At 38.5% G+C, this 24,309-nt stretch carries 19 protein-coding genes, 4 tRNA genes and 1 pseudogene; 2 read left to right on the top strand and 22 right to left on the bottom strand.

Going from position 1 to position 24,309, the window contains the following annotated elements; genetic code table 11:
• Positions 1–45: 45 nt before the first annotated feature.
• From FC57_RS07060 to rlmD (FC57_RS07035), 7 genes are all read right to left on the bottom strand, one after another.
• Positions 46–121: transfer RNA gene (locus FC57_RS07060), tRNA-His, on the bottom strand.
• 7 nt (positions 122–128) lie between these two features.
• Positions 129–202 (bottom strand) — tRNA-Asp (locus tag FC57_RS07055).
• A gap of 5 nt (positions 203–207) precedes the next feature.
• Positions 208–294, bottom strand: a tRNA-Ser gene (locus FC57_RS07050).
• Positions 295–410: 116 nt separating this feature from the next.
• On the bottom strand, positions 411–911 hold the full coding sequence (locus tag FC57_RS07045; protein WP_007125109.1) for a GNAT family N-acetyltransferase: 501 nt from the start codon (positions 909–911) through the stop codon (positions 411–413).
• A 90-nt stretch (positions 912–1,001) separates the two neighbouring features.
• Positions 1,002–1,229, bottom strand: a complete 228-nt coding sequence (locus FC57_RS10890; RefSeq protein WP_148449525.1) for a hypothetical protein — start codon at positions 1,227–1,229, stop codon at positions 1,002–1,004.
• Positions 1,230–1,241: 12 nt separating this feature from the next.
• Complete coding sequence (rlmD, locus tag FC57_RS07040; protein WP_007125107.1) at positions 1,242–2,351, bottom strand: 23S rRNA (uracil(1939)-C(5))-methyltransferase RlmD; 1,110 nt, start codon at positions 2,349–2,351, stop codon at positions 1,242–1,244.
• Positions 2,352–2,797: 446 nt separating this feature from the next.
• Positions 2,798–4,144 (bottom strand): 23S rRNA (uracil(1939)-C(5))-methyltransferase RlmD, encoded by a 1,347-nt coding sequence (gene rlmD / locus FC57_RS07035; RefSeq protein ID WP_040529312.1) that lies wholly within the window; start codon positions 4,142–4,144, stop codon positions 2,798–2,800.
• Between the two features lie 362 nt (positions 4,145–4,506).
• On the opposite strand from rlmD (FC57_RS07035), the gene nhaC reads away from it, so the two are divergent.
• Positions 4,507–5,883: a Na+/H+ antiporter NhaC gene (nhaC, locus tag FC57_RS07030; RefSeq protein WP_040529310.1), complete on the top strand. Its 1,377-nt coding sequence runs from the start codon at positions 4,507–4,509 to the stop codon at positions 5,881–5,883.
• A 45-nt stretch (positions 5,884–5,928) separates the two neighbouring features.
• Here nhaC and FC57_RS07025 read toward each other — a convergent pair whose 3' ends face one another.
• Positions 5,929–6,276 carry a hypothetical protein gene (locus tag FC57_RS07025; protein WP_007125103.1) on the bottom strand — a complete coding sequence of 116 codons (348 nt, stop codon included), beginning with the start codon at positions 6,274–6,276 and terminating at the stop codon, positions 5,929–5,931.
• Between the two features lie 178 nt (positions 6,277–6,454).
• Here FC57_RS07025 and FC57_RS07020 point away from each other — a divergent pair, with 178 nt between their 5' ends.
• On the top strand, positions 6,455–7,159 hold the full coding sequence (locus tag FC57_RS07020) for a Bax inhibitor-1/YccA family protein (protein WP_007125102.1): 705 nt from the start codon (positions 6,455–6,457) through the stop codon (positions 7,157–7,159).
• Positions 7,160–7,234: 75 nt separating this feature from the next.
• On the opposite strand, the gene FC57_RS07015 is transcribed toward FC57_RS07020, so the two are convergent.
• The 14 genes and pseudogenes from FC57_RS07015 to FC57_RS06950 form a co-directional block, all read right to left on the bottom strand.
• Positions 7,235–8,155, bottom strand: coding sequence for a diacylglycerol kinase family lipid kinase (locus FC57_RS07015; protein ID WP_007125101.1), 921 nt, complete (start codon positions 8,153–8,155; stop codon positions 7,235–7,237).
• Positions 8,156–8,180: 25 nt separating this feature from the next.
• Positions 8,181–9,611 carry an Asp-tRNA(Asn)/Glu-tRNA(Gln) amidotransferase subunit GatB gene (gene gatB, locus FC57_RS07010; RefSeq protein ID WP_007125100.1) on the bottom strand — a complete coding sequence of 477 codons (1,431 nt, stop codon included), beginning with the start codon at positions 9,609–9,611 and terminating at the stop codon, positions 8,181–8,183.
• Positions 9,612–9,615: 4 nt separating this feature from the next.
• Complete coding sequence (gene gatA / locus FC57_RS07005; protein ID WP_007125099.1) at positions 9,616–11,055, bottom strand: Asp-tRNA(Asn)/Glu-tRNA(Gln) amidotransferase subunit GatA; 1,440 nt, start codon at positions 11,053–11,055, stop codon at positions 9,616–9,618.
• Positions 11,055–11,363 carry an Asp-tRNA(Asn)/Glu-tRNA(Gln) amidotransferase subunit GatC gene (gene gatC, locus FC57_RS07000; protein WP_040529305.1) on the bottom strand — a complete coding sequence of 103 codons (309 nt, stop codon included), beginning with the start codon at positions 11,361–11,363 and terminating at the stop codon, positions 11,055–11,057. Before gatC ends, gatA begins: the two co-directional genes overlap by 1 nt.
• Before the next feature lie 13 nt (positions 11,364–11,376).
• Entirely contained in the window at positions 11,377–12,525 is a 1,149-nt protein-coding gene (locus FC57_RS06995) for a CamS family sex pheromone protein (RefSeq protein WP_040529415.1), read from the bottom strand.
• A gap of 13 nt (positions 12,526–12,538) precedes the next feature.
• On the bottom strand, positions 12,539–14,542 hold the full coding sequence (gene ligA, locus FC57_RS06990) for an NAD-dependent DNA ligase LigA (RefSeq protein WP_007125096.1): 2,004 nt from the start codon (positions 14,540–14,542) through the stop codon (positions 12,539–12,541).
• A gap of 37 nt (positions 14,543–14,579) precedes the next feature.
• Positions 14,580–16,826, bottom strand: coding sequence for a DNA helicase PcrA (pcrA, locus tag FC57_RS06985; RefSeq protein ID WP_007125095.1), 2,247 nt, complete (start codon positions 16,824–16,826; stop codon positions 14,580–14,582).
• 85 nt (positions 16,827–16,911) lie between these two features.
• Positions 16,912–17,559 carry a glycoside hydrolase family 73 protein gene (locus tag FC57_RS06980; RefSeq protein WP_007125094.1) on the bottom strand — a complete coding sequence of 216 codons (648 nt, stop codon included), beginning with the start codon at positions 17,557–17,559 and terminating at the stop codon, positions 16,912–16,914.
• An 83-nt stretch (positions 17,560–17,642) separates the two neighbouring features.
• Positions 17,643–17,730: transfer RNA gene (locus FC57_RS06975), tRNA-Leu, on the bottom strand.
• Positions 17,731–17,795: 65 nt separating this feature from the next.
• Positions 17,796–18,254 carry a SprT family protein gene (locus tag FC57_RS06970; RefSeq protein ID WP_007125093.1) on the bottom strand — a complete coding sequence of 153 codons (459 nt, stop codon included), beginning with the start codon at positions 18,252–18,254 and terminating at the stop codon, positions 17,796–17,798.
• Positions 18,251–18,949 (bottom strand): glycosyltransferase family 32 protein, encoded by a 699-nt coding sequence (locus FC57_RS06965; RefSeq protein WP_007125092.1) that lies wholly within the window; start codon positions 18,947–18,949, stop codon positions 18,251–18,253. Before FC57_RS06965 ends, FC57_RS06970 begins: the two co-directional genes overlap by 4 nt.
• A gap of 2 nt (positions 18,950–18,951) precedes the next feature.
• Positions 18,952–20,382, bottom strand: coding sequence for an oligosaccharide flippase family protein (locus tag FC57_RS06960; protein ID WP_040529302.1), 1,431 nt, complete (start codon positions 20,380–20,382; stop codon positions 18,952–18,954).
• A gap of 4 nt (positions 20,383–20,386) precedes the next feature.
• Positions 20,387–21,541: a CDP-glycerol--glycerophosphate glycerophosphotransferase gene (locus FC57_RS06955; RefSeq protein WP_007125090.1), complete on the bottom strand. Its 1,155-nt coding sequence runs from the start codon at positions 21,539–21,541 to the stop codon at positions 20,387–20,389.
• Positions 21,542–21,628: 87 nt separating this feature from the next.
• A pseudogene (locus tag FC57_RS06950) lies at positions 21,629–24,298 on the bottom strand (calcium-translocating P-type ATPase, PMCA-type).
• Between the last annotated feature and the right edge of the window lie 11 nt (positions 24,299–24,309).

Here is a 24,309-nt window from a genome sequence, read left to right as displayed (position 1 = left end):
TGCTTGTAAGGCAGATGCTCTCCCAGCTGAGCTAATCCTCCATTATGGGGCGGAATGTGGGATTCGAACCCACGCATGCCGGATCCACAAACCGGTGTGTTAACCCCTTCACCAATTCCGCCATATTACGGTCCATGTCAGATTTGAACTGACGATCTTCTCCGTGACAGGGAGACGAGATAAACCACTGCTCCAATGGACCATCAAAGGAGGATGTGGGATTTGAACCCACGCGCGGCAGAACCGCCTAACGGTTTTCAAAACCGTCCCCTTAAGCCACTTGGGTAATCCTCCATAGCCGAACAGATACTATTATACTAGAATGAGATAAAAGCGCAAGTGTTTTTGTACAAAAAATTGAGATTACAGAAAAAGCATAGGATTTTTATCATCCTACGCTTTTCTTCTCATTAATCATGCAAATTTTTTTGATAAAGCAAGTACTTATATTCTTTACCTGCAATTTCTACGAATTTTTCAGTGGCAATATTGCGCCAGTTAAAGTGTTCATAAAACTTTTGTGCACCTTCATTACCATCAAGGCACCACAAATAAATTTTGCCGTAACCCATCTTTTTCAGCTCATTTTCAGCTGCATTAAGCAATGTTTTGCCAACATTATAGCCTTGAAAATCATGTGCAACATATAAGGCCATTAACTCACCACAACCTAACATTCTCGTATCACGAGGGCGGCCATAGCTAACAGCACCTTCTACGTTACCATCGTTATCAAAAAAAATTAGATTATGGCGACCACTTTCATTTAATCGTTTTACCCAAGCTTCTTTAGGAATATTATCCAAAAAAACATCAGGCAATATACCCTTATAAGTATCTTGCCATGTTTTTTGAAAAAGACTGCTCGTTTCTTTAGCTTCTTCCTCTGTAATTAAAGGTTTTATTCTCATCTTTACCCCACAATTAAAGAAATTTTATCTAAATAATTTCTGTAGCAGTGCAATTATAATCCTAATTAATAGATGTGTAAAACTTAATAACTATTTCAACTGCAATAGGGTAACGCTCTTAATTTCAGATTTCTGCGGTGCTAAATCAATTGGAGTAATATGATCACAATGATAGCCATACTTCGAAGCTTCTTTAATATCGCGAACCAAGGTAGCTGGACTTGCAGAAACATAAACCACCTTTTTAACTCCCATCTGAGCTAACGTATTAATGAAACCTTTACTTAATCCCTTTTTTGGTGGATCGACAAAAACAATATCTGGCTTTAATCATTGCTTATTCCAACGAGCCAATACTTGATCAGCATTTCCCTTAAAGAATTTGGCATTGTCAATTTGGTTATTTTCAGCATTGCGACGAGCATCCCTAACCGATGCAACAACTGTTTCAATTTCTCGTACTTCTTTGGCCTTTTTTGCGGCTAACAAACCGATAGTGCCAACACCAGAATATGCGTCTATTACAACATCATCGGGTTGAATATCAGCTTCTTTAATAGCAATGTCGCGCACAACTGGTGCTTGTAATGAATTAAATTGGAAATAGCTCTGTGGCGAAATTTGAAACTTCAATCCATTAATTTCTTCAGTTAAATAATCTACACCCCAAAGAGGTATGTCGCTGCTTCCCCAAATTTTTTCAGTTTGATGAGGATTATAATTCATAGAGATTCCATTAATGTCATGCATCTTTTCGGTCAGCAATGCATACAACCTAGGCAAGTCAGGTCTATCCTTTTGTCGGGTGACCAAGATTACCATAATCTCACCCGTCTTATTTGAACGGCGAACATCCACGTTACGAATAAAACCAGTATTAGTCTTAGGATCATAAGCAGGAATTTTCATTTCACGTAAAATGTCTCGAATTCCCATCAAAACTTTGCTTAATTGTTTATCGGTAGTTAAGAAATTATCAACTGGTTCAAACTCATGGGTATATGGTTTTAAGAAACCAAACTCAAGTTGACCATGATAATTTCTTACATAAACCAATCTTTGATTACGATAACCGACCTGCTTAGGGCTAGGAACTGTATCTTTTACTTTAATATCAGCTAAACCTGCCTGCTTGAGCAACTCCATAATCCGATCATGTTTAAATTTTAATTGATATTCATACTTTAAGTTAGCCAAGTTATCAAAACCATCTTTAGCCCATTGATCATTTTCACCATTATTTCGTTCTGGACTTCTTTTAATAATTTCTTCCACTTGACCTACAGCGTAATCATGTTTAACTTGCACAATCTTTGCTTTTATTTTTTCACCTGGTAAGGCATTAGTAACAAAAATTTTTTTGCCATCTAGTTTGCCAATTCCCATAGCATCGAATGACAAACTATTTATATCCAAAGTAACAACATTATTCACTTTCATATTTATTTCACTACCTCTATTCGCTCTCCATTGCTTACCTATATGATAATAGATTTTGATTCTGTTTCAAACTCAAAATGCCATTTTAACAGTCTTTTTACCGTTTTCAGCCATATATATACGCATGTGTTTCACACTTATTATCCGCTTATTTAAATATACTTTATGCGTTATATATAGTTTTATTTTCATTTAAGAGCTAGCAAATTTTCAATACAAGTTGTACTTTTGAATAGAAATAAACAAAATAAAAAAATTTGAAAAAATTTTTAAAAAGCAACCATACAGGGACATTTTTCACCGCTTTTAGGCGGGTTAACTGTATTTTTATAATATAATATAGCTAATATGTGATATCTCTTTTCAAAACAAAAAAGCGTACTATTTCGAAATATTAAACGAATTAGTACGCTTTTATATCTAAAATTAGTATGCTTTTTTCACATTTAATTCTTAGTAAGTATCGTCACAGCTTCAACATGTGGAGTTTGAGGGAACATGTCTACAGGATCAATTCGATCAAACTGATAGCCTTGTTCTTTAAAGAGTTGCAAATCACGAATCATTGTAGCTGGATTGCAAGAAATATAAACTACCTTTTTTGGCCCTGTCTTCACAGTTGCATCGATAAATTCAGGCGTCAAACCTTTTCTAGGCGGATCAACAAAGACTACATCAGTCTTCAGTCCTTCTTTAGCCCAGTGTGGCATGATTTCTTCTGCTTTGCCAGTCACATACTTAGCGTTGCTAATATTATTCAATTTAGCATTGGCATTAGCATCCCTAACCGCATCAGCAATAACTTCCATACCACGGACAGCCTTAACGTGTTTAGCTACGCTCAACCCAATAGTTCCAATACCAGAATAAGCATCAACTACCACATCGCTTGGTTTCAAATCAGCCTTTTCAATGGCTAGATTGTACAACCGTGGTGTCTGCAATGAATTGATTTGGAAGAAACTCTTAGGTGAAATTCGAAATTTCAAGTTGCCAATCTGATCGGTAATATGATCATCACCATAAACCACGTAATCTTTTTGACCTAAAATCACATTAGTCTTCTTAGGATTATGATTCAAAATAATGCTAGTCACACCTGGGATCTGACTGATCTCAGCAGCAACTCTAGGCAATTGAACAAAATCATTGTGCAAACAAACTAGAATTACCATAATCTCGCCCGTTGCCTTGCTACGGCGCACATCAAGATAGCGAACTTCACCCTTGTTATGAATCTCATCATAAGCAGGAACTTGATTTCTTCGTAAAACGTCACGTACAGCTACTAAGACACGATCAATCTCAGGATCAGTGGTGAAGAAATTAGTCAGTGGCACTAAATCATGAGAATGTCTTCTAAAGAAACCAATCTCTAGTTTCCCTTTTACTTCACGAACTGGCACCTGGGCTTTATTACGATAGCCCTTCTGCTCTGGGCTAGCCAAAGTTTGCCCAACTTCAATATCATCTAAGTGTGCTTTCTTAAGTAAGTTAACCACTTGATTACGTTTAAAAACAAGTTGCTTTTCATACTTAATATGAGCTAAAGAAGCCAAACCAGTTTGAACCCACTGGTTAAGTTTGATTTTAACTCGATCAGGACTCTCTTTTTTAATTTTTTCAATTTTGGCAAAAGCAAAGTTTTTCTTCACTTTTAATATTTTTGCACTAACTACTTCACCAGGAAGTGCATTAGTGACGAAAACCGTCATTCCATTGTAATGGGCTACACCCATTGCTTCATATGAAAGATCAGTTATCTCTAAATCGATAATTTGATTTTTCTGCATATTCATTCTGCCTTTTCAATAAACGTCTTTTTATATTATAATACTCAGATAAAAACTATGTTTTAAAAATTTATTTTGTTAAAAGTATTGACAGTTAATTTTAATGTTGCTATCATAATTTCAACAATCAACGAAACAGTAGCAACTTCGTTCGGAGTTTAGAGAACTGGTGGTAGCTGCAAACCAGGCAGGCGAAGTTAAGTGAATTACATCGTGATTAATCATTGTTCGGATAATTTTCAGAACCGTTACCATCTGATAGAGATTCAAGTTCTTATACTTGAAAGAGTGGGTGGTACCACGGCTATCGTCGTCCCGTTGACTTAGGTCAGCGGGGCTTTTTTTATTTGGAGGAAGCAAAAATGGAGAAAAAGAAAGTATCTTTCGCTGAATCAATCATAATTCTAATTATTCTCCTAGCAGTGCTAGGAATCTCAGTTATTAAATTTGGTTTATCACCAGAAGTACCTGTTTTATTCACAGTATTGTTGTTAACTTTTTGGGCAAGATTTCGGGGCTTTACTTGGAAAGATGTCCAAGATGGTATTAAAGAAGGTATCGGAGTCGCAATTATTCCAATCTTTATTTTCATTTTAATTGGTGCCTTAATTGGGCTTTGGATTAAAGCTGGAATCATTCCATCTATCATGGTCCTGGGTTTCCACTTAATCAGTGGTAGTTTCTTTGTACCATCAGTATTCATTGTTTGTTCGATTGTCGGAATTGCAATCGGTAGTGGTTTTACTACCATTTCCACTGTAGGTATCGCTCTGTTCGGTATCGGGGCCAGCATGAATGCTAATCCTGCTTTAGTAGCCGGAGCTATCATTTCTGGAGCTGTTTTCGGCGATAAGATGTCCCCTTTGTCAGATTCTACTAACCTCTCCTCTGCCGTCGCAGAAAGTGAATTATTTGCTCATATCAAGAACATGATGTGGTCAACTATTCCATCATTTGTAGTTTCTCTTATCTTATTCTGGATTCTCGGCAACAGCGGTCATATGGATCCAACTAAGATCGAACATACTTCAGCAATTTTACAATCCAACTTCGTCATTTCTTGGTGGGCAGTTATTCCAATCATTTTGATGTTTATCTGCGCATGGCGTAAGATCCCTGCAATTCCTACTTTATTTATTAATATTGCAGTCACTGTCATCATGATTTTTGTGGAAAGCCCACATGAAACTGTACAATCATTGAACAATTTAATCATGAATGGTTTCGTTGCTAAAACGAGCGATCAATCCGTTAATGCATTGCTTACCCGTGGTGGTATTTCTAGCATGATGGCCACCGTTGCGTTGATCATTTCCACTCTTTCTTTAGGTGGGATGTTAATGAAATTCAACGTAGTTCAAAGCGCTATGGAACCACTTGTTAAGCACTTAACCAAGCCTGGTCGTTTAATCACTGTCACTATTCTTTCAGGTATCTGCATTAACTTATTCGTGGGCGAACAATACTTATCAGTAATTTTGCCAGGTCGTGCATTTAAATCCGCCTTTGATAAAATTCATTTATCACCATTAGCTCTTAGCCGTGTACTTGAAGATGGTGGTAGTGTTATCAACTACTTGATCCCATGGGGTGTTGCTGGTTCATTTGCGGCATCTGCTTTAGGTGTACCTGTACTTCATTTCCTACCATTTGTTTTCTTCAGTTTGCTTTCACCAGTCTTCTCAATCTTAAGCGGTGTAACTGGCATTGGCTTAAAGTGGGCTAAGAATAAGAAATAAACATTATTCAATTTAAAAACGCGCTAAGCGCGTTTTTCTTTTGCCCTAGTTATTCATTTTCTTCATCCTAATTTGAGCTTTTTGATACTTTTTACTATCACGATACGGTTGATAAACAATATCCGTAATGATTATTGCTTGATCATCTTTCTCCCAAACTAGAGCTTGATCTAATTCATAATTAACCATTTTATCTTTATCATTATCATGACCGAATTTTAAATCATCTAATTCTCGATCAATAAAAGTTCGTTGCGAGCCAGTTAATTCACGATATTTTTCTTTAGCCTGCTGTGTAAAATACAATTCACTATCTTTAACTTTAATATCTAAATTTTCTGGATGATTACTGCGCTCACCACGTACTTCACTATCTGAATATTTTTTATCCATCTAAATCACTCCTTTCCCTAACTATACTGAATAGTTTATTAATTAGATACTTATCTGCCCAATTTTGAAATTTCATAACTAAAAATTAAGTTTTAATATTTCAAATTCTAAAATTTATACTTTTTATTTAAATAGGTTAAAATAGATAGGACAATTAAATAGAAAGAGTGACACATATATGGATAACTTTTCAAGTCCAGAACGTCGTGAAGTTCACGATGTGGCAGAAGTTAATGGTTTTCTCTCAAAAATGTATGGCTACATGGGCTTAGCCGTCCTTGTTTCAGCTATAGCTGCATTTTTGACAATGACCGTTTTCAGATCTGCAGTGATGAATATGCCACCTGCATTTATGTGGGTAATCTTGTTCGTTCCAATTGCTTTATCAATGGGAATTAGTTTCAAGGCTACTAGAAATCCTGTTGCTGGTTTTATTATGTTAATGATCTTAGCAGTAATCTATGGCTTTGAATTTGCCTTATTGGCAGGCTATTATACTCAAGCTCAAATTGGTACGGCATTCTTATCATCAGCTGCAGTATTTGGCTCAATGGCCTTGTTTGGTACCTTTACCAAAAAGAATCTTAACAATTTAGGTTCTTACATGGGAGCTGCTTTAATTGGTTTAATAGTTGCTATGATTGTGAATATGTTCTTACGCAACTCAGTTGCAACTTTCGTATTTTCAATCATCGGCGTCGTAATCTTCACCGGTTTAACAGCTTATGATGCTCAAAAGATGAAGAACATTTACAACAGTTATGGTAGTCAAGTCCCTACTAATGGTCTTGCTATTTTAGGAGCTTTGCAACTCTACTTAGACTTTGTAAACATCTTCCTCTTCTTGCTTCAAATCTTTGGTATGGGTAACGACCGTAACTAATTAATTAAGCAAAAACAAAGAAGGCAACAATGATCATCAAAATCATTGTTGCCTTCTTATTTTTATATTTGAATTTTATCCACCAACATAAAATTCAATATGTTGCTTCAAATTCTTAAATTCAACTGGACAATAGCCACCAATTTCACCATCAAGGTTAACTGGTAAATCTTGTCCTTCACTTTTACCAATTAACTCAGCCTTTAAACTGGTTGTCTTGGTATAAATAATATTTGGATCATCAACGTGCTTACCATTTAAAGCCAAAGCCATCAACTTCATCATGCTGACAGGATCAGAAGGTTTAACCACGATCAATTGGAACAAGCCATCGCTAAGTTGTGCATCAGGCATAACTTGTTCAAACCCACCAATTGAATTGGTCATTCCCAACAAGAACATTGAGAGCTTGCCTTCATAAACACCATCATCATAAGTCAACCGCATCTCATTCTCACTCAAGTGAGGCAACATTTCCGCGCCTTTAATAAGATATGCAGCATAGCCTAAAGCTGACTTGACTTCGGATGGAACACCATACGTTAATTCTGTTAAAGAACCGCTGGCAGCAATATTTACAAAATATTGAGTTTGATCGCCAAAGACTGCTTTACCGATATCCATTTTGCGTGTTTTATTCTTCAAAATGACTTTGGCTGCATCTGGAATATTATCACGCGGAATAGCCAATGCACGGGCATAATCATTAGTAGTACCAGCAGGGATGATAGCCATCTTAGGTCTTTTTTCTAAGAAAGCTACTCCATTAACTACTTCATTGATCGTACCATCTCCACCTGCCGCAACGATCAGATCAAAGCCTTCTTTCGCGGCACGTGTAGCTTCATTGCGAGCACTATTTTCTTCAGGTGTAGTTCTAAAAGCACTGGCTTCATAACCAGCATGCTCTAATACATCTAAAATATCGGCCACATTTTTAGGCATTTGCTCGTGACCGGATACAGGATTATAAATTAATCTTGCTTTACTAGTCATAATTACTACCTTAACGTCTTAAAAACTAACGACTTTGCAATTCTTGGTTTAGCAACTTGTTAACAATCTTAGGGTTAGCCTTACCACGAGTTTGCTTCATGATTTGACCAACTAAGTAACCAATTGCACGATCCTTACCATTCTTGAAGTCTTCAACTGATTGAGGGTTATCGTCAACAACCTTCTTAACCATTGGAGCAAGGACACTGGTATCAGATAATTGAACCATACCCTTATCTTCAACGTACTTCTTAGGATCAGTACCGTTCTTGATGGTTTCCGCAAAGACCTTCTTAGCGATCTTAGATGAAATAGTACCATCCTTGATCAACTTAATCATTTCTGCCAAGTGTTCTGGGGTAAGCTTAATATCATTCAAACTTACACGGTGATCGTTCAAGTAACCATTAACTTGAGTGTTCATCCAGTTAGCAGCAAGAGTTGGGTCAGCACCTGCAGCAACAGCACTGTCGAAGAAGTCTGAACTTTCCTTAGTTTGAAGCAAAACATTTGCATCATATGGCTTTAAACCATACTTGTTGACATAATCATCGTAACGAGCAAATGGCCCCTTTGGAAGTTCCTTAGCGATTTCGTCAATCCATTCTTGACTAATGTGGTCAGGAGCAATATCTGGTTCTGGGAAGTAACGGTAATCAGAAGCGCCTTCCTTAACACGTTCCAAAACAGTCTTGCCAGTAGCTTCATCGAAACGACGAGTTGAAAGTTGAACGTGACCACCTGACAAAAGAACTTGCTCTTGACGCTTTTCTTCGTAGGCAAGTGAACGACGTACGTGGTCGAATGAGTTCAAGTTCTTCATTTCAACCTTAGTACCAAGTTCCTTTTGACCTGCAGGACGGATGGAAATGTTGGTATCAACACGCATTGAACCTTCTTCCATCTTAACGTCAGAAGCACCAGTAAACTGAACAATCTTACGAAGCTTTTCAAGGTAAGCATAAGCTTCTTCTGGATCTTCCATATCTGGTTCTGAAACAACTTCAAGAAGTGGAACACCTTGACGGTTTAAGTCAACATATGAGAAACCGTTGGTTCCGTGAGTATTCTTACCGGCATCCTCTTCAATGTGCATTTCGTGAATACCGATTCTCTTCTTCTTGCCACGAACTTCAACTTCGATGTAACCATCACGAGCAAGTGGTTGGAAGAACTGAGTAATCTGGTAAGCCTTTGGGTTATCAGGATAGAAGTAGTTCTTACGGTCAAAGTGAGTAGTTGGCAAAATGTGAGCGTGAGTTGCAATGGCAACCATAATACCTAAACGGTAAACGTTCTTGTTAACCATTGGCAAGGTACCAGGCATAGCCCAGTCAATAACATTAGTCTCCGTGTTTTGTTCAGCACCATAGGTTACTGGTGAAGGAGAGAAAATCTTGCTCTTTGTCTTTAATTCGAAGTGGACTTCAAGTCCGATAGTCGATTTAAAATTCATTCAATTAATCCTCCATTCCAGTTGGTGTTTTTTCATAAAACTTGTTAGTACGTTCAATAAAGTCAGCAGTCTTGAAGACATTGCCTTCGTCAAAACGCTTAGCCATAACTTGTAAGCCGACAGGCATCCCATCAACTAAACCAGCTGGAACACTAGCTGCAGGAATACCTGCTAAGTTGGCAGAAATAGTCAAAATATCGTTGTTGTACATCTTAATTGGATCAGAAATTTCACTGCCAATATCAAATGCAGGTTCAGTAGTAGTTGGTCCAACAATTACATCATTTTCAGCAAAGATCTTATCAAAGTCGTCGCAAATTAAGGTTCTAACCTTAGCAGCTTGTCTGAAGAATCTGTCGTATGAACCAGCAGAAAGTGCAAATGAACCAAGCATGATACGACGCTTAACTTCTGTACCAAATCCTTCAGAACGTGACTTAACGTAAACATCAAGCAAGTTCTTAGTATCCTTAGCACGGTAGCCGTAACGAATACCATCGTATCTTTGCAAGTTTGAGGAAGCTTCACTTGAAGCGATGATGTAGTAGTCAGGAACAACGTATTTAGTGTGTGGCAATGATACTTCATTGATAACTGCGCCAGCATCCTTTAAAGCATCAATTTGCTTTTGAATAACTTCACGCATTTCACCACTAACTGCTTCCATGTATTCCTTAGGAATAGCTACACGCAAGCCCTTAACGTCTTGACCAATAAACTTAGTAAAGTCAGGAACTTCACGAGTTGAAACAGTTGAATCATGTTCATCAGCACCAGCAATTACATTAAGTACTTCTGCTGAATCCTTAACGCGCTTAGTCATTACACCGATTTGATCAAGTGAAGAACCAAATGCGATCAGACCCCAACGAGATACACGACCGTAAGTTGGCTTAATACCAAAAATACCATTGAATGCAGCTGGTTGACGAATTGAACCACCAGTATCTGAACCTAAAGCAGCAACAACTTGACCACTAGCAACAGCAGCTGCAGAACCACCAGATGAACCGCCAGGAACCTTGTCCAAGTTCCATGGATTGTGGGTTGCACCGTAGTATGAGTGTTCAGTTGATGAACCCATAGCGAATTCATCCATATTGGTCTTACCTACGAAAGTTGCACCTGCATTTTTAAGCTTAGAAGTAACTGTTGCGTCATACATTGGCATGTAGTTGTACAAAATGTGACTAGCAGCAGTAGTCTTGATACCGTTAGTGATGATGTTGTCCTTAATAGCAATTGGAATACCTGCAAGCTTGCTCTTTGAGTAGTCAAGGTTTTCTGCAGGCTTAGCATCATCTAAAACAGTGATCCAAGCATTTAATTTCTTGTCTGTATCTTTAATGTTTGCCACAGTGTCTTTAGCTAATTTATCTGCTGATAATTCACCGCTGGCAAGCTTTTTGTTTAATGAATCAATATTTTCGTTTAAGTAATTCATTACTCGTCCTCATCCTTATTAATAATTACAGGAACCTTAATGTAGCCGTTAGCCTTTTCAGGAACGTTAGCCATCAATGTATCTCTGTTTTGTCCTTGCCAGTGTTCAGGTTTGTCTTCTCTTAAGACAGTATCACGATCAACAACTTGAACTGTTTCATCAACGCCCTTAGTATCAACTTCACTGAGTTGGTCGGCCATATTGATGATTGATCCCATTTGATCTGTAAATTTATCTAATTCTTCTTCATTAAACGCAAGTCGCGAAAGAGTCGCAACGTGTTTAATGGTATCTTTTGTGATTTCCACTAAGAAATACCTCCTATTCGCCGCCATAAACATGGACTAGATAATCACTATCGCCGGTTTCTTTGGCAATTAATGCTTGTACATCGTCAACTGATCCAATCTTGATTTCAATTGGAATATTGTTAGCCAAGTATTTCTTTGCCGTTGACAAAACTAAACGAGTGAAACTCTGAATCTGCTCGTAGCCATAAAACTGGGTCGTAATTGAAATATTTTCTTGAGCCAGCTTGCCATTATCATAACGCAAAGTTGCCGTTACCCCACTAATATTAGGGAAGTAATTTTGAATAGCCGTCTTGAAATCATTGAAGTGCGATGCATCGTCGCTATTAATTGCTTTCTCATTACCAGTTGTCGGCAAAACTTGCATTTTTTCCGACACGGATTTCCATTTAACTATTTTACTACTATTAGCGGCCGCTGTCCCATAAGCGAAGTAAGTTCCGCCAACTAATGAGTCTTTTCCTGTCTTTGAGAACAAACCAACAGTAATTGGAATCTTTTTCAAAGCTTTCTTTTTACGCAAACGGCCGATAATTTCGTTAGCTATCTTTTCACCTTGCGCACGTTGTTCAGCTCTTGAAATATCAGTTTGGAATTGCGCACCATCACGCTTCTTTTGATAATAGTCAACAGAGTTCATGGCTAAGCCTAAGCTCATACCGCCTAGTGAATACTTAGATCCAGAACCGGTTAAATAGTCTTGTTCAACAATTTCTTCCAAATAAATTGGAGTTCTATTGTCTGAACCAGACTTGCCATTACTTGCTGGATTCAAACCAGTCGGATTAGATTTAGATTTTCTTGTTAACCAATCCGTTACAGTTGAAGTATCCAACTGCTGCCCTTCCTGGAAAACATATTGATTGGTTGAAAATTGATTCTTGGAAATTTGAATCAAACCACGCTCAAGTTCACGCGTATCAACCGAATTATCATTATCCGTAGCTGTCAAACCCGCGATAGGACTAGTAACATAGCGGCCATTCTTCATTAAAACCGAGTAACCACTATTCCCCGTATTAGTTGTTTGATAATTCTTTTTCTTAGTCGTAGAAGTAGTCGTCGCATTATTAGCCAAACTTGAATCTTTCAACTTGCCACAACTACTTAGGGTAAGTGCTACCCCAGCTAAAGCTATAATCTGCAAATATTTTCTCACAATAATTGTCCCTTTATTCAATTTGTGCAATTGCGTCTTCTTCTGTTAAAAGTGGAACTCCTAATTGCTGAGCCTTGTTGTATTTAGAACCTGCATCTTTGCCATAAATCACATAATCAGTCCTGTGTGAAACTGATCCGGTAACTTTAGCACCCAAAGCCTGTAATTTCTTAGTAAATTCGCTTCTTGTATAATGCTCTAATTTACCAGTTAATACAACCGTTTTATCCTTAAATGGATTGTCAGGTGCAACTTCTTCATCTTCACCAAGGTAATCCATATTCAGACCACTTTCACGTAATTCTTCAACCAGTTTTTGGGCTTCTGGCTGAGCAAAGTAAGTCGTCATCGATTCCGCAATCGTCATGCCTATTGTATCTATAGAAGCAATATCTTGCACCCCTAGAGACATAATCTTTTCCAGATTTTTAAACTTTTGTGCAATTAAACGAGCTGCTTTTGCCCCAACATGATCAATTCCTAAGCCAGTAATCAATAATTCTACAGAATTTTTCTTTGAATTATCAATTGCCGTCAACAAATTATTAATAGATTTTTCTTTAAAGTGATCAAGTTGAGCTAAGTCATCAGCATTTAAATGATAAAGATCAGCCACATTGTGCACTAAATCTTTAGCAATCAATTGCTTTACGATCTTAGGACCAAGTCCTGCAATATTCATAGCTGGACGTGAAGCAAAGTGAGTAATTCCTTCTTCAACCTGAGCAGGACAAGACGGATTAATACAACGCAATGCTACTTCATCTTCTAAGTGAACTAATTTTTGCCCACAAGACGGACAAGTATCCGGGATATGGTAAACTTCTGAATCTGCTGGTCTTTTAGCCATTACTACTTCAGAAATTTCTGGAATAATATCGCCAGCTTTATGCAACTTAACCGTATCACCGATTCGAACGCCTTTTTCATTCAAATAATCTGGATTGTGTAGAGAAGCGCGTGCAACAGTTGTTCCAGCTAATTGAACCGGATCCATGACAGCAGTCGGCGTTACAACTCCGGTTCTTCCTACTGTCCAGACGATATCGCGGACAACGGTTTCTTGTTCTTCTGGTGGAAACTTATAGGCAATTTCCCAACGTGGCACTTTGACGGTATTGCCTAATTCTTGTTCAATATTCAGATCATCAATTTTTAAAACGATACCATCAATGCCGTAAGTCAAACTATTACGCTTAGCCGTATATTCATCGATAAAGGCAAAAATTTCATCTAATGTTGCCAGCTTTCGACCAGTTTCATTAGTATGAAAACCTAATTCATGCATTCGATCAATTGCTTGATGCTGACTTATAATGCCCTCAGGTGGGTTGACCCAGGTATAGATGAAGGTACTAAGTTGTCTTCTCTTGGTTACCTTAGGATCAAGCTGACGCAAAGAACCTGCAGCGGCGTTACGAGGATTGACAAAAACGGTTAACCCCTGTTCTTCACGCTCTTCATTCAATTTGGCAAATGCTTTTTTGCCCATGTAGCATTCGCCACGAACTTCAGTGGTTAACGGCTCAGGCAAAGTCTGCGGAATATCAGCAATGTAGCGTGCATTGGCTGTAACATCTTCACCCACATAACCATTGCCTCGTGTTGAAGCGCGCACTAACTTGCCATTTTCATATTCTAGTGACAATGACAAACCATCGATTTTCAGCTCAACATTGTATTCAACGGGATGACCAACTAGTTTTTGCATCCGTTGATCAAATTCTTTTAATTCATCCTTAGAAAAGACATCTCCCATTGAAAGCATGGGAATGGGGTGCTCAACCTTAGTAAAATCGCTATCAATCTGCCCACCAACTCGTTGGGTGATTGAGTCTGGCGTTACAATTTCTGGAAATTGCCTTTCCAGTTCCAGCAAGCGATTGTAGCTTTGGTCATAGACATTATCTTCAACTTCAGGTGCATCTTTTGAATAGTACGCATCAGCCCATTCATTCAATTGGGTTCTAAGTGAAGCTGCTTCCTTTTTAGCTTCATCAAGAGTAATTTCTGTCATATTTCCCTCCTGATTAAAATCTTTTTATTTGTATTAATTATACCTTTTTAATTGGGGCAAACGCAGCTAGAAGCCTCTTGATGCCCTTATCTGGGAAAGCAATATCCAATTCCATATCCTCACCAGTGCCATTAACCTTTGTAACGACACCGCGGCCCCAAGCTTTGTGTTCTACTTGGTCGCCAACATGCCAGCCCTTCTTTTCAGCACCAACAGCACCACTGGCCTTCTTAGCAGTATAAACCGTAGCACGAGCACGTTCTTCTTTTCTGGCAAAAGGAGCAGGACGAGATTCAAAGCTAGACTTGATAAAGCTGCTTTGCAATTTTTCATTTTCTTCCTTATGCAAATCTTTGGGATCGATTTCATCCAAAAATCTAGAAGGTGGATTACTTTGAGTTCTACCATACATCATGCGTGAATATGCATTGGTCAAGAATAGTTCTTGCTTAGCACGCGTAATCCCTACATATGCTAAACGACGCTCTTCTTCCAACTCATTATCGTCCATCATTGAACGCTGCAGAGGGAACAAGCCGTCTTCCATGCCAATTAAGAAAACTACAGGGAATTCAAGCCCCTTAGCAGCATGCAGAGTCATCAAAGCAACTTGATTATCATCTTCATCCAAATCATCTTGGTCACTCAATAATGAAACTTCAGCCAAAAAATCGCTTAATGGATTAGAATCATCTTCTTCTGGCTCGTAGTGATCATCGAACCGTTTAGTAACAGACAAGAATTCGTCCAAGTTTTCCAAACGAGTCTCAGATTCGATCGTATTCTCTGCTTTTAAAGCATCAGTGTAATCAAAATCTTCCAAGATTTTTTCAGTTAAACCAGTTACACCATGATTTTGTGCAAAAACAATAGCATCTCGCAACTTAGCGCCAAAATCGCTTAACTTTTTAGCAGCTCGAGTATTAATTGGGCTCTCAGCTACATGTTCCATCGCATCTAACGTATTATAGTGATTTTCATCCGCAAAGGTCATCAACTTGTCCACAGTTGCGGCTCCAATACCACGTTTAGGCGTGTTGATGATTCGGTTCATGCTCATCGTATCAGCTGGGTTAGCTACCAACTTCAAGTAAGCCATAATATCCTTAATTTCCTTACGGTCGTAGAACTTGTGTCCACCTACGATTTGATAAGGAATATTCGATTTTACAAAAGCTTCTTCGACTGTACGTGATTGTGCGTTAGTTCGATAAAGAATGGCAAAGTCTTTGTATGAACGTTTCTTATCTTTAACTTCCTCTTGGATCTTAGAAATGATGTAATGGGCTTCATTGTCACCGCTTTGGGCTTGATAATAAGTTACTTTTTGTCCTTCGCCGCAGTCAGTCCACAAGTTCTTAGACTTACGATTCTGGTTGTTCTTAATAACAGAGTTCGCAGCTGACAAAATGTGACCGGTTGAACGATAATTTTGTTCCAGCTTTACAGTCTTAACACCATCCTTCTTGTAGTCATGCTCGAAGTTCATGATGTTTTCCATATTAGCACCACGCCAGCCATAGATAGACTGATCGGCATCCCCAACTACGCAAATATTCTTATATTGCGCAGCTAACGCATGACATAACTGGTATTGGGCTTCATTAGTATCCTGATACTCATCTACCAAAATATAACGAAACTTGTTTTGATAGTAATGCAAAGTTTCTGGATCTTTTTTGAATAAAACTAAAGCTTGCATGATCAAATCATCAAAGTCCATGATTTGGTCGCGACGCAATCTTCTTTGATATTCTTGATAGATCTTAGCCGTCATCTTTTCAAAAGGCGAAGATGCACTGGCCGTATAGGCTTCTGGATCAAGCAAGTCGTTCTTGCCGTTAGAAATGGCAGCTAATACGCCTCGCGGATCATACATCTTAGGATTGATATTCAAGTCCTTTTCAATATGCTTAACTAAAGTTAATTGTTCAGCTGAATCCGCAATTGAAAAATTATGACTGTAACCAATCTTATCCGCATCCCGACGCAAAATCCTGACACATAAAGCGTGGAAAGTCGACATCCAAATGTTCTCAGCAGCTGGACCAAGCAAGCCTTGTTCACGATCACGCATTTCAGTAGCCGCCTTATTAGTGAAGGTAATGGCTAAAATATTCCAAGGTGCCACATGATTTTCTTCAACTAAGTAAGCAATACGTCTTGTTAAAACAGAAGTTTTACCTGAACCCGCACCAGCAACAACCAAAAGTGGTCCTTCAGTAGTTTCGACCGCCTTTTTCTGCTGCGGATTTAAGCTAGCTAAGATAGAATTTTCGCTCATTATTGTCCCCTTCACAAAAAATAAATTGATTAATGCAACTCAATTATTATACCAAAAAAGCAACGAACATTCGTTGCTTTAAAAATTACTTATCATATTTTTCTAGATTAAATTGTTCAATCAAACTTATCAGTTTATCAGCGTAATCTGGGTCAGTTGCATAACCGTCTGTAACCAATGCCTTAGCTTGAGTCTTGTAATCTTTAGCCGCTAGGACGTGCTTATATTGCTTGTGGTTCCATGTTGTCCCATTCTGGAATAATCTAGCATGGGCTCTGATAGAAGCTTCATATGAGTCATATATTTGGAAACGCGCCTTCACAGTGATCCACTTGTTTTTAACAAACTCTTTAGTTGTCATCACAGCAGAAGTATTAGGATTGCTGCCCTTTACGCCAAACAAATTATTATACTTTTGCGACAAATCGCTTTGACCATAATTGCTTTCTAGACATGCTTGCGCAATTGTAATACTTGGCAATAAATCATATGACTTATCCACCTCGCGAGCAATTGGGCCAATCTTTTTAATAAATGCTTTCTTTTGTCGCAACAGCTTGGCTGCTTCTTGTTCACGCTGCAGTTGCGCTTGTCTGATCTGCTCAGATTGAATCGCATATCTGCGGTAGTAACGAAAGCCAATGAAGGCAACTAATAAAATAAACAGAATGATAAATGCCCGAACAACAATTTTTATGCTTTTTGGTACTTTTAATTTACGCTTTTTTGCCATAGTCTCAGTTCCTTTAATTCCAATAATTAAAGTATACCCGATTTTAGAGTAAAAAAAAGAAGTCGCTCACTGCGACTTCTTATTGGTGCGGGCGAGAAGACTCGAACTTCCACGATCTAAAGCGATCACAAGATCCTTAGTCTTGCGCGTCTGCCATTCCGCCACGCCCGCGGAACATGTACTATAATAGCGTAAATCTAGCAGATGTGCAAGGGAAAATCCAAAATAATTCAAATTTATTTTAAATTTTGCTCTAAGCGTAGGTGCCCTCTGCATTTGCCACACCTATATCTGCGCGTATTAAGCCGGCGCATGCGCGGATAATACAGACCACAATTTTCGCAAACATAAATGTAATTATATTTTTTCTTACGTCTTAACCCAATATCAGGAGCATAACGACTGCCACTTACTTGCTTAAGCAAAGTCTTAAAATCATGATCTTTATGTTGATAACCCATGCCTAAAAGATGCAAATGATAGTGGCACAACTCGTGTTTAATAATACCAACTAGATAAGCATGATATTGAGGTGCTAAAAAGTGAGCATTGATCTCTAAATGATGATCATCTAGATGATAACGCCCACCGGTAGTCGTCATTCTGCGATTAATTTTTACCTGATAGATAAATGGTCGCCGAAAATACTTGAGTGAAATTTCTTCAACTAATTTTTGTAATTCTTGTTGATTCATCGAATCCACTTCGCATAGATTCCTGCTCCACGAGGCGTATTAATGTGTCGCTTTAAAGTCGTCACAATCTTATGCTTGAACGAATGCTTGCCATCCATCCAGGTTCCTGTAAATAAGTGAATCGATTTAGATTTAGCCGAAGGATTGCACAACACACCATCAGGATAAACATGAATGCCTTGTTTAAGCATTTGCTCATGATTGCCAATTTTTAAACCATATTTATCAATCAGCATATCAGTTACCGAAACACTATTTACGCCCGCCATTTGATTATGAACATCATATTCAAAGCTGCGATCTTTGTAATAATCTAAAATATCCTGCATAAAGGGATGTCCCTTTTCTGCGCCAAAAATTGCAGCCGACAAGTAATCGTTATTTTCAAAGCCAATAAAAGCACGATCATTAAGTAGCGGTGTTAAATCGCTAATCACACGGACATCAGTATCTAAATAGATACCGCCTTGTTCATAAATAGCGCGCGCCCGAATATAATCTGAAACAAAAGCCCATTTTTTTGCTTGATAGGCTTGTTCAATATATTTATTTTCGTGCATGTCAAAATTGTCTTCGTTCCATTCAATGAATTGGTAGTCTGGCAAATTTTTCTTCCAGGTAGCAATACACTCTTTAATTATTTTGCTTTTAGGATTATGACCTACCCAAACATAATGAATTATTTTTGGAATCATTTTTAGCCTCGTTTAAGAAAATTCTTGACTAATTTGACGATATCTTCGTTGAAATCAAGTTTTAATAAGAACATTAGGGCCATGTAAATAACGAGCATCAGAATTGACTTAACTGCCATGTTGAAGAAGGCAGATGGGATTAAGTTAGGCATTAACATCCCTGCCGCCAATGTAATCAGCGCGATCAAAATGTATTTGGGCACATCGTGAAAAACATAGGTAAATTGATACCCATCACGAACGACCCATAGCCGTAATACTAATACGACTGCTTCGGTAATCAGAATCGCAATCATGGCTCCCATAGCACCATACGGTCTGTCTAAAACATAGCTCAATACAATTTCTAAAATAGCCCCAATGACTACAGGTACAGCATAGTCCTTATCTCGCTGATTAGCTAAGGCAAATTGATTGGCAAATACCCCACCGGTTGGAATCATAATAATGGTTAAAGTAAACCAGAACATGAGTGGCGTCATTGGAATATACTTATTGCCAAAGAAAAATGGAACAAATTGCTTGGTATTCGCCATGATGATTACCGCGAATAAAGTTCCCAGCATCACTGTTGCTTCCAGTGATTTCTTCATGACTACCTTTTGCGCATTTTTTCCTTCACTAGCCATCTTGGGCATGATTACCAGGGAAATACTAGTGATCACGCCTAGAATCATATTGGAAATTCGCTGAGAATTGTCATAAAAGGATACCTGAGTTGAACTTGAGAACAACCCTAAGATCGGCTTATCTAGTGAAGTATAAATCTGCGTCGCAATTTGAGGAATCATCAAGGTACCGATCGCAATTGCCGTTTTCTTGAATTTATAAAAATGGGCAACTGGTTTACCTACGTAACGGTGAATGTCAAACCAAAATACAAAGGAACCCAGCATAGTAGAAACCGACATGATTAGCAGGTATTTCCATAAATCACTAGGCGATTTTACCCATAATAAGATCAAAACCACACTGACTAGTTTAACGGCAGTATTCTTCAAAACAACGCGACCGAAGTCGGCTAATCCTTGAAAGAACCAGGAGATATCAACTTGAGCTGAAATCAAATATGGCACCATCAATAAAAGATAAAACCAGTACTGGATATGAAAGACTGTCGTAATGAAGACCGTAAAGGCAATGGTAATAATCCCGGCAATTCCTTGAAAATACCACAATCCCCAAAAAGCTTGCGTCAATTCTTCTGGCGTACCATAAGTGCGAGTACGCGAAATCGTCCGCATCCCCACATAAGACACGGATAAAATACAAAAGATCATCAAGAATTGCACAGTATTGTTAACACTACTGTAAATACCATATGTTTTTGGCCCTAAAACTCTTGAAAGATAGGGAACGGTGATCAGAGGTACTAAGACAATAAAAATCTGATAGACCGCATTATACAGAATATTTAAAAATGTTTTTCGCAATATCCTACCCTCTATATTCTTGCGTCATGAACTTAAAGACGTTTTCACAGTATGAATCGCCCTTAACCTGACTGGTTAAATGCAGCCAATATAGCCGCCGATTTGCCAGTTGCTGATTGTCTAAATGATCCAAATTAGCAATTAACTCTTGCTCGGAATTAACGCTAATGCCTGGCGTAATTTCACTGTATGGTCCCATGAGCAGACCACGCGTTCTTTCATACTGTTGCAAAAAGTTGGTGACAAAAACGATTGGTTTGTTCAAATGCAAATAGTCAAAGTAAATCGATGAAAAGTCCGTCATCAAGAAGTCAGTGTCGCCCAATAATTCGTATAAGTCGTAGTTATGATCAAAAAGATAATCATTATTCAAAAAGGCAATGTTGGAATATTGACTCTTGAAGTTGGCAAATAAGCGCATTTCGTAGGGATGCAGTTTGACGATGAGATACTGATGTCTCTTCTTCAATTCTTCGTTAAGCTTTTTCCCATTGAAATCTTGAAAAGCAAAGAAGTTGCCTTCTTTAATTTTCTCCATAATTGTTTTATCTTCTAGCTCATATCTAAAAGTCGGCATATAGATTCCAATTTGTGCTTTTTCATCTTCAGTATTAAACAAGTCCTTTAACAGTTGTGCCTTGCTGATTACCGGTGAATGCAACAGATCTAATCTAGGAAAGCCTAACTTATGGTACTTCTTAGTTTCAATTGCCATACAAGCACTCATTAGCGTTTCATATAAATCTGAACTGGAAGCAACGACATCCGCCGTTTTGTGCCACAACTTTTCATTACGCTTGTTATCACGGTGACGCGTGTTGTTCGCCATAATGCCCATACGCTTCAGCGGTACACCATGCCAAAGCTGCACGTTAATCTGGTGCTTGCGTACCTTGAAAGGTTGATGCGTTGTGATCACGTAACGAGCAGCACCAATCTTTTGCCAAACCTCCCACTTCAAATGTGAAGAAGGCCAAGGCTCAACCAAGGTCGTATTATATTCTGGATGATTGAGCAACAGCCACTTATAAAATGCATAGCCATTTGAACCCGAGCGTCCTGAACCATTCAAAATGACAATGTTGTTGTTCTCCATCGTGGTAAAACGTGCTCGAAACTTCATCCAAGCTAAATAAAGGCGAAATAAAAAATTTTTCATCTAACAACTTCCTCAAAATAATGTTAGTTAAAGCATAATAAAAAAGCCTGAGTAAACTCAAGCTTTTTTAGTTATTTTTGCCAAACTTTACTCTTTTCCCATTTTTCTCTGGCAGAATTTGACAATTTCTACAATTAAAATCATGCAAATACCAGCTACCAAAATTACCAACCATTGTTGGCCATTAAGTTCAGTTACATCAAAGAACTTCGTCATGAATGGCAATTCAACAGCTGACATAATCAAAGCAGCAATAATAATTGCACCGTTAAACCATTTATTAGCAAAAATATGCTTTCTGAAAATCGATTGGTGAACATACTTCGAGTTAATAGCATGGAACAATTAAATCAAGCCTAAAGTAAGGAAAGCCATGGTCAATGCATCCCCATGCTGCATAGAAGCATCGCCAACATGCGGACCAACGTGCAAGCCAATTTGATATGCACCTAAAACCAAGACACCTTCTAAGATACCTTGATAAATAATCGAACTAGCTACGCCACCACTAAAGAAGTTAGATTTCTTACCACGCGGCTTGCGTTTCATAATGCCGCTTTCGACTGGTTCAACACCTAACGCAATGGCTGGCAAGGTATCGGTTACCAAGTTAATCCATAAAAGTTGTACAGGAGCTAAAATATCCCAGCCTAACATGGTCATCATGAAGACTGTTAAAACTTCACCAACGTTGCAACTCATCAGATATAGAATTGCCTTTTGGATATTGCTAAAGACTTTCCGTCCTTGCTTAACGGCCTCAACGATTGTCGCAAAGTTATCATCAGCCAGAACCATATCACTGGCACCTTTAGAAACTTCAGTACCAGTAATTCCCATACCGATACCAATGTCGGCTTGCTTCAAACTTGGAGCATCGTTAACACCGTCACCGGTCATGGCTACAATCTTGTCATTTGCCTGCCATGCTTTAACAATTCTAACCTTGTGTTCAGGTGATACACGAGCATAAACGCTATAGTCGCCAACATGTTGCTTGAAGTAGTCATCGCTTAACTTATCAAGTTGCGCACCAGTTAAGACGCGTTCGTCTTGACCTTTTTGAATAATGCCTAAACGTTCCGCAATTGCTTGTGCTGTAGTTTGGTGGTCACCAGTAATCATGACGGTTCTAATCCCTGCACTCTTAGCTTCAGCAACTGCCGCCTTAGCTTCGCTACGTTCAGGGTCGATCATGCCGACCAACCCAGCAAAGATCAAATCTTGCTCAACATTATCAGTTGTAGGATCATCATAAACATCATCAATTTGCTTGTAAGCAAGACCAAGTACACGTAAAGCCTGCTTAGCCATATTCTTGTTGCTTTCAAGAATAGCTTGCTTTTCTGCATCGGTGATTGCCACAACCTCACCGTTACGCACAATCTTAGTGATGCGTTTCAAAAGCATATCAGGAGCACCCTTAACGGCAACGTAAAACTTGCCATTGTCCTTGTTAACAGTACTCATTAACTTTCTCTCAGAATCAAACGGTACTTCTTGCACACGCTTGTACTTCTCAAGCAAACCTTGCACATCAATGTTTTGGTCAAACGCATATTGAATCAAGGCAGTTTCAGTTGGGTCACCCAAAAGATTACCGCCATTTTCAATTTTGGTATCATTGGCTAAAACCATTGAAAGAAGAGCTGGATTGGTATCCTTAATTTCTTCACTATCATCATGCAGTTTACCGTCATAAAAGACCTTTTCAACTGTCATTCTGTTTTGAGTTAAAGTACCAGTTTTATCTGAACAAATAATGTCAGTAGCACCTAAGGTTTCAACAGCAGGCAATTTTCTCACAATTGCCTTATGCTTAGCCATTGTTTGCGTTCCTAATGCCAAAATAATCGTAACAATGGCTGGCAACCCTTCCGGAATTGCAGCTACAGCCAACGAAATGGCAACTAAGAACATGTTGATCATTAAAGTTGAGTTACGATCAGCTGGATTTGCTTTGAGCACACCCACGATAAAGACAATCACACAGATTGCCAAAATCATCATAGTTAAAGTCTTACCAAGCTGATTCAAGTTATGCTTCAAAGGAGTATCAGTTTCGTCAGCATTGTTAAGCATCGTGGCAATTTTACCGACTTCGGTATTCATCCCCGTACCAACAACAATTCCTTCACCACGACCATAAGTTACGTTAGTGTTGGAATATGCCATGTTCACACGGTCACCTAAGGCGATATCTTCACCAGATAAAGTTTCTGCGTGCTTTTCAACTGGTACAGATTCACCGGTTAAAGCGGACTCTTCAATTTTCAAACTTCTGGCCAAGTTCAAACGCAGATCAGCAGGAACAACATCCCCAGCTTCCAGTAAAACGACATCCCCTGGAACCAGTTCAGTACTTGGAATCGTAATAATTGCGCCATCCCGCCGTACATGCGCATCAGGCGTGGCCATTTCTTTTAAAGCATCGATAGCAGCTTCACTACGTGCTTCTTGAAATACGCCTAAAATAGCATTCAAGATAACCACGATCATAATGATTGCCGCATCGGTCCATTCCTTTGCCAATACGCCAGACAATACGGCTGCAATGATCAAGACAATAATCATAAAGTCCTTGAATTGATCAACGAAACGCATGAACATGCTTCGCTTCTTTTTAGAAGCAAGCGCATTTTCACCATATTTTTCTAATCTGGCTTTGGCTTCACTATCGCTTAACCCATCTTGCAATGAGGTATTAAGCTCTTTTTCCACATCGGGAATTGATTCGGTGTAATATTTTTTAGCCAAAATGTTTTCCT

It is taken from the genome of Lactobacillus ultunensis DSM 16047, from assembly GCF_001436305.1.
In the GTDB taxonomy this organism is placed as follows: Bacteria; Bacillota; Bacilli; order Lactobacillales; family Lactobacillaceae; genus Lactobacillus; species Lactobacillus ultunensis.
This window is presented reverse-complemented; position numbering and strand designations above follow the sequence as displayed.